We start from the raw sequence: 11,930 nt of genomic DNA on the forward strand, positions 1-11,930 counted from the left end.
TGGCTGCGGCTCTCGGTTACCACGCCGCCGACCCCAGCCGCGGACCACGGTTGTGCTTCCACCTCAAGCCCGGCAGCTACGACACCGCCGGGCTCATCGAGGTCCTGGAGCAGGTGAAGGTGTTCTACCGCGGCGAGCGGGTGGTCCTGGTCCGGGACGGCCTGTCCGCCCACTGGAGCCGGGCCATGCGGGCCTGGGTCGCCGAACAGGACTGGCTCACCCTGGAACGATTACCGGCTTACGCACCCGAGCTCAACCCGGTGGAACTGCTGTGGTCCGCGCTGAAGAAGCGTGAGCTCGCCAACCTCGCCGGCGACCACCTCGCCGACGTCGCCGACGCCACCGAACAAGGCATCCACCGCATCAACCACAACCCGCAACTGCCGTGGTCCTTCCTCACCCACACCGGACTCACCCTCCACCCACCAACCCCACAGAACTAACGAAAAGATCAGTAGGTTGTGTCCCGAAACCCCACGCTGCGCCTCGCACAGATCGTCGGCGCCGCTATATATCCCCTGGTCCGCGACGGCGCTGGACCGGCCAGTAGGGCGGTGACGGCGACCGAGAGTGCCGGATAACCACCCACGAGTGAAAGACCGCACAAGAGGTCATGCAGACCTGGCGCGTCGAAAGCCGTCCTGGGTGCCGCCGCTGCGGCAATGTTCGCGGCTGCCGCCGTCGGTGCATTCATGCCGTCCGGCATCGCCCTGCGCCAGTTCCGTCAGCTGCGTCGCGCTGTCGACGCACCCTCACTGGGTTCAGGCTCCTCGCTGTGGCCGCGGTCAGCACGCTGCTCTGAGGCCCGGGCCCCGGAGCGGCCGCAGCATCGGCTAAGGCGCAGTACAGCCGCCCCGGGCACTGGCCGCTCCCGTCACGAAACGCCAGCACTTCCAGCATGCCCGATCGCCCGGCCAAGGCCGGAGGCCGGTGACCACATCCACGACGGGAGAGACCGCCACGACCTTGCTTATCGCTTCAAAACGAAGCGATAGATCGTGGAATCCCTGGCAGTGGGAGTGTGACACTGGTGATGTCCGGCGCGCTGCAACCGGTGGGATCCGTGCGGCCCTGCGAGGTCCGCTTCCCCTGTGAGGGCTGCCGCCAGCCTGACGGACAGGCACCATCTCCCGTCGCTTGTCCCTCACGCGCCTCACTGCCGGACTTGTGCAGCCGTCGGCCGGCAGGGCCTGCTGCGACGCCCGGCTCAGGCGGAGCGTGAGCCAGCCGAATGATGGGCCAGGGCCGCACGCAGTTCGCCTAGCAGATCATTGGAGAGAGCCGCACCCTGGGCGTGCTTGAGGACCTGCTCGGCGACCTGGGACAGTCTGATGTTGGTGCGCTGGGAAACTTCTCGCAGCACGGTAAAACCGTCGCAGGGGCTGATCCGGCCCAGGACAGTCAGCGCGCCTATGGCCTGGTCGACCATGGCGTGTGAGGCGACCGCCTGCTGCAGCTGTCTGTTCTCCTCTCGGAGCCTTACCAGCTCCGCCGCCAGCTCGTCGACCGATACGGGCATGGGCCGCGAATGGGACGCGGATGAGGTCATGCGATCACCGTGGAAGATAGCGAGTGGAGGCATCGTGATCCGCCTGCCCCAGTTATCTGTCGGCATCCATTCAATTTCAGCACGTTATGACAAGGGTGTCCTCCGGGGGCAGTTCCCGGAGGCACGCACACCCGAGAGGCTTGCTTTTCAACCCCGCCGTGCGCGGTTGCCACCTGTTGTCTGGACATTCCAGGCTCCGTTGAGGAGCCGACAGGGCGTAGGCCTGTCGTGGACGTTCCAGACAGCGCTGCAGAGGTGTTTCCCGGCTGGAAGCCGCGGCGCTGGGCGAAGACACCGTCTTGTACGAGGCCGTCGTCGACGAGGCGCATCTTTTCGGTCTCCTGGCCCGTTTTCGCATGCTGGGTCTGCTGGTCACGGAGATGCGGCAGGTGCCCTCACCGGTTGATGGTTACCGGCCGCCGCCAACGGATCAGCCCTGACACAGCTCACCTGCCCGGTCGTGAGCTCAATCACGCTGAGGCTTCCCTGACGCGGCGCTGCGGTTCATAGTGAGAGCAGTACTACTGCGCAACGGAGGCGGTCATGCTCCTCCTCGGCATCATCCTGCTGGTGGTCGGCTTTGTCACCGGCATATCGATCCTGTGGACGATCGGAATCGTCCTCGCGGCCATCGGCGCGCTCTTGTGGATCATGGGCGCTATGGGGCACGCGGTCGCCGGACGCCGGCACTACTGGTGACCTCCCCGCACACACTGCATCCAGCAGCGATCTCGCGAGTAGAACCCGGCGCACCCGCCCAGACGCCGATCTGCCCAGTGAAAAAGAGTGGGGGCAGAGACAGGCATACGAGCGTGCTCGCGGGGGATCGGGGGTTTGTGTGGTGTTGCGCGTCACCCGGGGACTGCTCGCTTCGCGCCGGGATGAGCTGATGCACCAGGAGGGTAGAGGTCGTTTTCCCGATGTTTTATTCCGTGATCAGCGGCAGGTGCGGGCCGCGTTGGAGCAAGGTGCTCAGGTGCATGGGCTCAAGGCTGATCTGTGGACGCTGGAGCGGGTCGGTCTGGTCGTCGAGCGGGTGACGGGATGGTCCTGTCGCGGGCATCGGTGTGGCGGTTGCTAACCGGCCCCGGCTGGGACGGAGTCTGCAGCGTCCCGAGCGGCGGGCGGTGGAGCGGGACGAGTCGGAGATCGCCCGCTGGGTCGCGCACGAGTGGCCGCGGATCAAAAGGGGGCGGTGAACACACGTGCCTGGATCGTGTTCCTCGACGCATCGGGTGTGTCGCTACCGCCGCAGGTCCGTCGCACTTACGCGCCCCGCGGCCAGACTCCCACGCTGCGGCATCGGCTGAGCTGGAAGCGCGCCTCGATGGCCGCGGCTCTCGGCTGTCACGCCGCCGACCCCGAGCGCGGGCCGCGTCTGTGTTTCCACCTCAAGCCCGGCAGCTACGACACCGCCGGACTCATAGCCTCGCCCGCCACCGAAATCGACAGCGCATCCCTCTCGACATCCGTTCCGTCCCCGAACTCACCCATGCCCTGCCTCACCGCCCATCGCCACCAACGGCGGCCCCACTATTTTATTACCAGCGGAGTAGCCTACCTGTTCGGCGGCCCTCAAGTTGCTGGGGCGTCCAGTCCTCATAAGGATCAGATGAGATCTCGCACTTATAGGAGCCGTGAGGCATGGACAAATCTTCCCTGGGTAGTATCGAGTCGGTGGTCACCGGCGGTAGAATTGTCATGATGGCCGATGACAGTGTCGTGGTAGATGTTGTGAAGAGCGTTGTGAAGAGCGGCCGGACGGCAACTTTTTACCTAACGCCTGAGCAGTTCGCCGCCGTCAATGCGTGGTACTGGACTCCGCACCGCATGAAAAGCCTAGGGCTGGAACCCGTACCGGATGAAGAGATCGCCAGAATCAGCTCGGTGCTGCAGATCGACGAGTCGGTGTTGTCGGCGTGTTCCGCCTACTCAAATCGCATCGTCTGCCCCCGTGGACACGCCTATGGAGCTCTTGAGTTCGTGGAACAGGGAATCGCTGAGCACGGACTTGCTGCCACCCAAAGGGTCTTCCGACTGAAAGATGCGGCTGTCATTCGTGCCAATGCGCATCAGGAAGCAGTCTGCCCCACCTGCCGGCGCCGACTTGCGACTCCCCACTATTATGTCTATTGGGGCTACGGGTGTTGCGTTGATTTGGACGACGCTTCAACAGCGGCATTCGCTCGCTGACTGAACGCTTCTCATCCTGAACGCCAAGCGATCTCGATGGGGTGGACGGCGGCGATGGTGGCTGATGCGGTTGGTATTGCAACAGGATTCGCTACCAGCATACTCCGGCCACGCCAGTTCGTGCGGCTGCTCAGGGACTGCTTCTTCGCTCCCGCCTAGTCTTCTGAATCAGGAATTCTGTTCAGATGTGTAGGGTTGCGGGGTGGCACGTACTGGGCGGCCGAAGGCCGAGTTGATCCTGTCGGATACGGAGCGGGCTGCGCTGGAGGGATGGGTGCGGCGCCGTTCCACGCCGCAGGCCTGGGCGCTGCGCTGCCGGATCATCCTGGCCTGCGCAACCGGCGCGTCGAACAAGGACGTGGCCGCGCAGGTGGGCTCCACGCCGCATGCGGTGGGCCGCTGGCGGAAGCGGTTCGTCGAGCACCGGATCGCCGGCCTGGGTGACATGCCGCGTCCGGGCGGCCCGCGGACGGTCACCGACGAGCAGGTCGCCGCCGTGGTCACCAAGACGTTGGAGTCGACGCCGAAGAACGCCACGCACTGGTCGACGCGGGCGATGGCGAAGGAGATGGGCCTGTCGCAGTCGACCGTGTCGCGGATCTGGCGGGCCTTCGGCCTGCAGCCGCACCGCACCGAGACGGCTCTGTTGTCCACCGACCCGTACTTCGTCGACCAGGTCCACGATGTGGTCGGCCTGTATCTGGATCCGCCCGAGCGGGCACTGGTGTTCTGCGTGGACGAGAAGAGCCAGATCCAGGCCCTGGACCGCTCCCGGCCGGTGCTGCCGATGATGCCCGATGTCCCGCAGCGGATCACCCACGATGACGTGCGCGCGGGCACCACCACCTTGTTCGCCGCGCTGGAGGTGGCCACGGGGAAGGTGATCGGCTCCCTGCACCGCCGGCACCGGGCCGAGGAGTTCAAGACGTTCCTGGTCAAACTCGACCAGGAGGTGCCGGCGGGCCGGGAGGTGCACCTGGTGCTGGACAACTACGCCACCCACAAGACTCCGGCGATCAAGACCTGGCTGGTGGCCCATCCCCGCTTCCACCTGCACTTCACGCCCACCGGATCATCCTGGCTCAACCTGGTCGAGCGGTGGTTCGCCGAGCTGACCAACAAGCAGATACGGGGCGGCGTCCACAAGAGCGTCCAGGCACTGGAGACAGACATCCGTACCTGGATCGCCGCATGGAACACCGACCCCAAGCCCTACGTGTGGACCAAGACCGCGGACGAGATCCTCGAACGCCTCGCCAGCCATCTGAACAGAATTCCTGACTCAGAAGACTAAATCGGGCACAAGAACATCTCGCATCACCAACTACCCTAATCAGAGGCCCTCTTGCAGTAACGGCGAGGGTGTCAACTGCCGTGAGGCCGCAGTCGGGTCCCCGGCGTCGTTCTCGTCTGGGGCGGCGAGGCGGCTGGCGGCCGGTGGCCATCGGGGGTGTGGGCCGGGACGGAGCCCGGCCGTGCCGTCGAGGCGAACACCGCGCGATAGGCGGTGGGTGTCGTCCCGAGGGTGCGCCGGAAGTGCAGCCGAAGATTTGAGGGGCTGCCCAGACCGCATCGATCGGCTATGTGGTCGATGGCGAGCTCGGTGCTCTCCAACAGTTCCCGGGCTTGATCGAGCCGGGCGGAGAGGAGCCACCGCAGCGGAGTCGTACCGGTCTCGGCAACGAACCGTCGGGCGAAGGTCCGCGGCGCCATATGAGCGTGCGCGGCGAGCTGCGTGACCGTCAGCGGTTCGTGCAGGCGGGTCAGTGCCCACGCTCGGGTGGGTGCCAGGGTGACGCCGTCTGCGTCAGGGGCCAACGGCCGTTTGATGTACTGCGCTTGCCCGCCGTCGCGGTGGGGAGCGGAGACCAGGGCGCGCGCCACCCGGTTCGCCGTCTGTGCGCCCAGGTCACGTCGTACCAGGTGCAGGCACAGGTCGATCCCGGCGGCGACGCCCGCCGAGGTCAGTACCTGTCCCTCGTCCATGTAGAGCACGCGCGGGTCCACCGACACCCTCGGATACTGCGTCGCCAGTTCGTCGGCGTACTTCCAGTGGGTAGTGGCCTTGCGGCCGTCCAGGATCCCGGCCGCCGCCAGCGCAAAAGCACCCGTGCAGATGGACACCAGCCGCCGACCCCGGGCATGGGCCTCGGCCAGCACGGCGAGCACGTCCGTCGGGAGCTCCCGCAGATGCGGTGCGTATCCCGGAACTACCACGGTGTCCGCGCTGCGTACCGCTTCCAATCCGGCTTTTACTGTCACGGCGAACCCCGCTGCGGTCGGGACCGACTCCGCGGTCCCGCACAGGGTCAGCTCGTACGGGGCACCGGGCACGGCGATGAAGACCTGAGCCGGGATGCCCAGGTCCAAGGGCAGCACGTCGTCCATGACCAGTACCGCCACCCGGTGCGGTCCGGTGGAGGTGGCAGTTTCCTCTCGCATGTAGGCAAGTCTGCCACTGTCACGGCCGGTTGATGCAGTCGATCATCGATGCCATGAACGACGTGATGACCGCCGGCGTCCCGCCGCTGCCCGACTCTCCCATCGCCCGCCGTGCGCTGGCCCTGGTGCGCGAGACGGAGTCCACCGCGACCGCCAACCACAGCGTCCGCAGCGCACTGTTCGCCCGCCTGCGCGCCGACTACCAGGGCGCGGAGCCGGGGCGCGACTACGACCCAGAACTGCTGTTCCTGGCCTGCGTCCTGCACGACATCGGCCTGACCCAGGCCGGCGACCGCCACCAGCGGTTCGAGGTGGACGGTGCCGATACGGCCGCGGAGTTCCTCACCGCACAGGGCCTGCCCGCCATCGGCGTCGACGCCGTGTGGGAAGCCATCGCCCTGCACACGACACCGGGCATCGCGGAGCGCCGCGGCACTCTGTGCGCCCTGGTGCACCAGGGGATCGGCATGGACTTCGGCTGGGACACGGACTGCGTCGACGACGCCACAGGCGCCGCGATCCACGCCGCCTATCCGAGGCTGTCCATGGCCACCACTCTCACCGACGAGATCGTCGCCCAGGCGCGGCGCCGCCCGGAGAAGGCCCCGCTCTTCTCCATTGCCTCCGAACTGCTGCGGGAGAGGTCCGTGCCGCCGCACAGGACCCGGATGGAGACCATGGCCGACGCCGCGCGCTGGGGCAACTGAGCATGACCACGTACGGAATCCTGCTGTTCGAATCGGCGCAGGAACTTGACTTCACCGGCCCGTGGGAGGTGTTCACCACCTCCTCCGAACTGCGTGGCGGCGTGGACGACGTCCTGCTCGTCGCCGAGCGCTCCGCGCCCGTCCGGTGCTCCCAGGGCATGCGGGTACTGCCGGACCACATACTCGGCGACCATCCGCCTCTGGATGTCGTCCTTGTACCGGGTGGTCACGGTGCCCGGGAGGTCGAGCCGTACAACGAGCGGGTCACCGGTTGGCTCACCGACACCGCCGCGCACGCGGCCTGGGTGGTCGGCGTCTGCACTGGCACCTTCCTGCTGCACGCTGCCGGCCCGGCCCGGGCCCGCCGGGTCGCCACCCACTGGCAGTACGAGGGCGCGCTCGAAGGACGCGGTGACGTCACCGTCGTACGCGACGCCCGCTATGTCGTCGACGGCAACCTGCTCACCAGCCAGGGAGTCTCCGCCGGCATCGACAGCAGCCTGTGGCTCGTCGGACGTCTGCACGGACGCGAGCACGCCCGCGCCGTACGCCGTGCCCTCCAGTACGACCCGGCACCCCCGTACCTGGCGGACGAGCCTTTCCTCTGCACATGACCAACCAAGAAACGGAGTATCGAACGAGATGAACCGTCGGACCCTCCTGCAGGCCACTACCGCGCTCGGAGCCGCAACGCTGACGGTCGGCGCCGCCGCCCGGGCCGACGCGGCTCCCGGGCGTAACCGTCCTCTACGCGTCCACGTCGTCATGTTCGACGGTGTGGAGGAACTCGACTTCACCCCCCCCGTACGAGGTGTTCTCCGCTTCCGGCTACTTCACCGACCGGGAAGTGGAAACCCGCTACGTCACGCTTGACGGTCCCCGTACCGTTAAGGCCTCCTACGGCACCCGACTGCGCGTCGACCACGGCTGGACCCCCGAGCAGGCGGACCTCCTGGTGGTTCCCGGCGGCGGGTACGCACGCCGCGAGGATCCCGGCGTGTGGGCCGAGATCCGGCAAGGCGCACTGCCACGGGCCCTGGCCGCCGCGACCCGCCCGGGCTTAACCGTCAGCGCGCTGTGCACGGGCGTGATGCTGCTCTCCGCCGCCGGGCTGACCTCGGGGCGCCCCTGCACCACCCACCACCGGGCGCAAGCCGACCTGGAGCGGCAGGGCGGCGTGCTGAAGAACGCCCGCGTGGTCGACGACGGCGACCTGGTCACCGCCGGAGGGGTCACCTCCGGGCTGGACCTCTCCCTGTGGCTGGTGCGCCGCGAACTCGGGGCGGATACCGCGGTCGGTCTGGAGCAGATGCTCGAGTACGAGGCACGCGGCACGGTGTGGACCGCGTCAGGCAGCCGGTGAACGAGTTCCTCTGACGCCTCTTCCTCACATCGATCCCTTCAGCGGTTCGAGAAGCCTTTTCGACACGGCGGACCCAGCAGTACTCGTGGCGGCTCTGGCCGGATATCGCCTCCGTGGTTCGTTGTCTCTTCAGTAAGACTTGTCGACCCACGACAGATGCGCACCGTTGCTGCGGTGGTCCGTGCTCGGGAGGCCCCTGGTGCTGTCAGACGCGAGTCCGGACGAAGACGGGACAGCAGCATTGTCCGGACAGCAACGGCCTCCCGGCGACCGTACAGCTCTGCGCGGCGACCTGCGGTCCGCCCTGCCCGATGCCTCTGCGGCGGTGGTGGTCACAGCGCTTGTCTTTGCGTTCCTGTACGCCCGCATGGAGTCGGGTGCGTCGGACACCGTTGCGGTCATGCCGTTCATGGATGATGCCGGCACCTACTGGATGTACTTGCTCAGCCAGGCGTTCGGGTGGTCGGGGTTGCTATGGGCCTGGGGCACGGTCATGCTCGGTCTGCTGCTGTCGGGACCGCGCCCCACCCAGCTGCCAGTCTCCCGGCAGGTACTGGAGCGCTGGCACCGAACCACGAGCCTGACGACGATGGCGCTGATGTTCGCGCACGCGCTGATGTTCGCTGCGGAACTCGTGCGCTACGAAACGAAGGTGAACTGGGCCGAGCGGCTGTGGGTGGGATTCGCCGACAGCTTCGTGCCCGGCTGGTACGACTCCGGCACCGGCCGGATCGCCATCCCGCTCGGACAGGGCGCCCTGTACCTGGCGATACCGTTGGGGCTGCTGTTCTACGTTCGGCACCGCATCGGAGCGAACACATGGCGACGGCTGCACCGCTTCGTGATCGTCGTCTACGTGCTGAGCGTGTGGCACACACTGCTGTACGGAACCAACGTCTGGTACGGAGAGTGGCCGCGCACTGTCCTGTGGCTGCTGCAACTTCCCGTAGCGTTGCTGTTGTTGGTTCGTCTACTCAGACCGGCCCGGCGGACCGAAAGGCTGGGCCGGCCACGTGAGGACGCGGCCCGGCCGGGCTGGTGGCTGCGGGCGGTAGGACGGGCCGCCGCCGGGGCCGCCGTCGTCGGGCTCCTCATCGTGGTGGTGTCCGGCCGTGACGGCGGACGGGACAGCCCCCCTCATCCGCCCGCGACGGTCCCGCACTCCCAGGAGACCGATTGACGGCTTGAACAGGGCGGGCGAGGCGGTTCGCGACACGGGATGATGGTCGGCGATAAGGCGACGACGGATGAGGAAGCCGGTGGAAATCCGGCGCGGTCCCGCCACTGTGATCAGCGAGTGAGTTCCGGCAGGTCCCTGCCCTGCAACGGGTGGGAAGACCGGGACCAGCAGCAACTCGAGAGTCAGAGACCCGTGCGGTCGCCTTTTCGACGAACCACCGGGCGGATCTCCCGGAGAGGGACGGCACCGCATGCCCGCAATGCTGACTGGACGAACGACAGTCAGCCGCCGTTGAAGACCATTGCAGTCGTGCTGTTGGGCCACTTGGTGCCAGGCAGCCCGTACACGGTCGCCAGGAGCCGCGGCGGCCCGGGTGGAGTCAGGGCGATCTCCTTCCGGCACTCGTGCACGGCCGTTTCCGAAGACATCATCTCATTTGGCGAGTCTGCGGTTACAGACGAGGGCGCAGGCGATGGTGGTGAAGGCCAGGAAGTGGTCGACCTTGCGTTTGTAGCGGCGGTGCAGGCGGCGGCAGCCGGCGAGCCAGGACGCGGTCCTCTCAACGACCCAGCGGTGACCTCCCAGCTTGGTGGAGGATTCCAATGACAATGTCAAGCCCGGCAGGTAACGCCCCGTGAAAGCGTCATGCCGCAGCGGAAACGGCGGTGGGCATGGATACCTCGAAGGTGCGGTGGTCACGTATGAGGGCCCAGAGCACGTTGAGACGGCGTCTGGCCAGCGCGAAGACGGCCTGCGTGTGGCTCTTTCCCTCGACTCGTTTGCGCTGGTAAGACCGCCGAGATTGAGGCAATGGACAGCTGCGACTTGGGCGGAGATGTGGAACATACGCAGAAGGCGCCGATTGTATCGACGTGGTTTGCGCATGTTGCCGGAAACCTTGCCGGAATCGCGGGGAACCGGAGCGAGCCCGGCAACGCCGGCCAAACGGTCGGCACTGTCGAAGGCCGTCACGTCACCGCCGGTCGCGGCGATGAACTCGGCGCCGAGGGTGTCACCGATGCCAGGCATAGACGTGATCACCTCGGCGTCCGGATGCTCGCGAAACCGGCCCTCGATCAGGGCTTCGAGTTCCGCGATCTCCTGATCGAGGGCCATCACCTCCCGCGCGAGGGTGTTCGCCCTCTTCGCTGCGGTCTTCTCTCCAGGCACCGCCGTGAGCGGGGCCTCTCCCGTGCTCGCCGCCACGTCCGCGGCGTTCTTCGTGGTGGAGTGCATCCGCACTCCATGGTTTTCAGCCAGGACGCCAACTGTGCCCGGCCGACGCGCCGCAAAGCGGCAGACATCTGATACTTCGTCAGCAGGATCAACCAGGCCTTGGACTTGTTGTAGTTGAAGGCTCGCTCGAGCGCGGGGAAGTACTCCAGCATCTGGGCACGAAGCCGGTTGACGGCCCTCGCGTGGTCCGCAGGCAGGTCCATGCGCTGGGCGGTGAGGATCTTCAGGTCAACCGCAATCTCGTTGGTTTCCTGCAACGGCTGCAGGTCACGGCGCATGCGGGCAGTATCAGCGATGACGAAGGCGTCCTTCGCGTCCGTCTTCCCGCTGCCCCGGTAAGCAGCGGAGGCGTGATGCACTGTGCGGCCGGGGATATAGAGCAGTTTCTGCTTGTGGTGGATCAGCAGCGCGATTCACAGCGCGGCGCCGTCGGTGTTCAGGTCTACCGCCCAGGTCACCGGCTCGCCTTCGGCGAGCTCCAGGACGTCACCGAGGAGTTCGAGCAGCTCGGCTTCGTTGTTCGGTACCCGTCGGGTGAGGAAGACTGTGGAGTCCTTGTCGATCACCGTGCAGTGATGCTTGCCTTTGCCTGCATCCGTACTGGCCCACAGTTCGGGCACGTGCACCTGCGAAGTCGTTCTGTTCTTATGCCCTGCTGCGGCTTGCCCGGCCGCTGACCGCGTCCCGTTCAGTGGCCGGCTTCGGCGCGGGTGCGGCCCCGTCAGCCGCGCACGACCCGCCAGCGGTTGTCGGCGGTCGCGAGGAGGTAGTGCAGTCGTCCGCCGAGATCATCGGGGCGCCTGGGACTTCTTTGCCGATTGCCTGAAGAGGGTCGAAATGCCTGGCGCCCTTCGGGGAATCGGTGCGTCGCGGGCACTGGAGGCACGGTCAACCTGGTGTCGGCACTGTCCGCGAGAGTGCTCCACTCCGGCGTCACGTGTGGTGCGACTCGGCCGCTTGGCGGTGTGATGTGCAGCGTTTCGTGCATAGGCTCTCGCGAATGTTTCGATTTTGACGGCGACACATGCGAGAGGTGTTGACGCCGCTCGCCGGTCCTCTATCATTCAGGTTGCTCACTACGTCGATCATTGTTCGATATTACGAACGCGTTGAGGTTACTCCATCGCACACCAGGGAAACCCCGGGGTGCACCGCCCGAATGCAAAGGCACAAGGAGCCGTGTCGGCGTTGTCACGTTGTTGGGCTGACGCCTGTCTGATGGTGCGTCGAGGTGTGGTGAGGTGCGGCCCGGGCGGGTGT

The 11,930-nt window shown here is 66.6% G+C and carries 11 protein-coding genes, 2 pseudogenes and 1 riboswitch; of the genes and pseudogenes, 8 read left to right on the top strand and 5 right to left on the bottom strand.

Translation table 11 applies throughout. The annotated features are described in order from the left end of the window. A partial coding sequence (locus ACIF8T_RS40060; RefSeq protein WP_400042373.1) for a transposase occupies positions 1-443 on the top strand: 443 nt, incomplete at its 5' end. A gap of 764 nt (positions 444-1,207) precedes the next feature. Here ACIF8T_RS40060 and ACIF8T_RS40065 read toward each other — a convergent pair. Continuing rightward, complete coding sequence (locus ACIF8T_RS40065; RefSeq protein ID WP_400042375.1) at positions 1,208-1,549, bottom strand: ANTAR domain-containing protein; 342 nt, start codon at positions 1,547-1,549, stop codon at positions 1,208-1,210. Positions 1,550-2,092: 543 nt separating this feature from the next. On the opposite strand from ACIF8T_RS40065, the gene ACIF8T_RS40070 reads away from it, so the two are divergent. The 3 genes from ACIF8T_RS40070 (at position 2,093) to ACIF8T_RS40080 (ending at position 5,036) form a co-directional block, all read left to right on the top strand. Beyond that, positions 2,093-2,248, top strand: coding sequence for a DUF6131 family protein (locus ACIF8T_RS40070; protein ID WP_400041160.1), 156 nt, complete (start codon positions 2,093-2,095; stop codon positions 2,246-2,248). Positions 2,249-3,193: 945 nt separating this feature from the next. Then, positions 3,194-3,742: a hypothetical protein gene (locus tag ACIF8T_RS40075; RefSeq protein ID WP_400042377.1), complete on the top strand. Its 549-nt coding sequence runs from the start codon at positions 3,194-3,196 to the stop codon at positions 3,740-3,742. Positions 3,743-3,944: 202 nt separating this feature from the next. Then, positions 3,945-5,036, top strand: coding sequence for an IS630 family transposase (locus ACIF8T_RS40080; RefSeq protein WP_400042379.1), 1,092 nt, complete (start codon positions 3,945-3,947; stop codon positions 5,034-5,036). Between the two features lie 71 nt (positions 5,037-5,107). On the opposite strand, the gene ACIF8T_RS40085 is transcribed toward ACIF8T_RS40080, so the two are convergent. Beyond that, entirely contained in the window at positions 5,108-6,130 is a 1,023-nt protein-coding gene (locus ACIF8T_RS40085; RefSeq protein WP_400042380.1) for a GlxA family transcriptional regulator, read from the bottom strand. Between the two features lie 107 nt (positions 6,131-6,237). Between ACIF8T_RS40085 and ACIF8T_RS40090 the strand changes: the two genes are divergently transcribed. The 4 genes and pseudogenes from ACIF8T_RS40090 to ACIF8T_RS40105 all read left to right on the top strand — a co-directional run bounded on the left by ACIF8T_RS40090 (position 6,238) and on the right by ACIF8T_RS40105 (position 9,434). Then, positions 6,238-6,891, top strand: coding sequence for an HD domain-containing protein (locus tag ACIF8T_RS40090; RefSeq protein WP_400042382.1), 654 nt, complete (start codon positions 6,238-6,240; stop codon positions 6,889-6,891). 2 nt (positions 6,892-6,893) lie between these two features. Then, on the top strand, positions 6,894-7,505 hold the full coding sequence (locus tag ACIF8T_RS40095) for a DJ-1/PfpI family protein (protein WP_400042384.1): 612 nt from the start codon (positions 6,894-6,896) through the stop codon (positions 7,503-7,505). A gap of 28 nt (positions 7,506-7,533) precedes the next feature. Next, positions 7,534-8,254, top strand: a pseudogene (locus tag ACIF8T_RS40100) (DJ-1/PfpI family protein). Positions 8,255-8,453: 199 nt separating this feature from the next. Then, entirely contained in the window at positions 8,454-9,434 is a 981-nt protein-coding gene (locus ACIF8T_RS40105; protein WP_400042386.1) for a ferric reductase-like transmembrane domain-containing protein, read from the top strand. A gap of 25 nt (positions 9,435-9,459) precedes the next feature. Continuing rightward, positions 9,460-9,645, top strand: a riboswitch (cobalamin riboswitch). A 70-nt stretch (positions 9,646-9,715) separates the two neighbouring features. Here the strand turns inward: ACIF8T_RS40105 and ACIF8T_RS40110 are convergent. The 3 genes and pseudogenes from ACIF8T_RS40110 to ACIF8T_RS40120 form a co-directional block, all read right to left on the bottom strand. After that, on the bottom strand, positions 9,716-9,865 hold the full coding sequence (locus ACIF8T_RS40110; protein ID WP_400042388.1) for a hypothetical protein: 150 nt from the start codon (positions 9,863-9,865) through the stop codon (positions 9,716-9,718). A gap of 1 nt (position 9,866) precedes the next feature. Beyond that, positions 9,867-10,133, bottom strand: a complete 267-nt coding sequence (locus ACIF8T_RS40115) for a transposase (protein ID WP_400042390.1) — start codon at positions 10,131-10,133, stop codon at positions 9,867-9,869. Then, positions 10,078-11,290 (bottom strand): annotated as a pseudogene (locus tag ACIF8T_RS40120) (IS110 family transposase). Before ACIF8T_RS40120 ends, ACIF8T_RS40115 begins: the two are co-directional and overlap by 56 nt. Positions 11,291-11,930 lie beyond the last annotated feature (640 nt).

Origin of the sequence: Streptomyces sp. NPDC085946 (assembly GCF_044540485.1) — a bacterium.
In the GTDB taxonomy this organism is placed as follows: domain Bacteria; phylum Actinomycetota; class Actinomycetes; order Streptomycetales; family Streptomycetaceae; genus Streptomyces.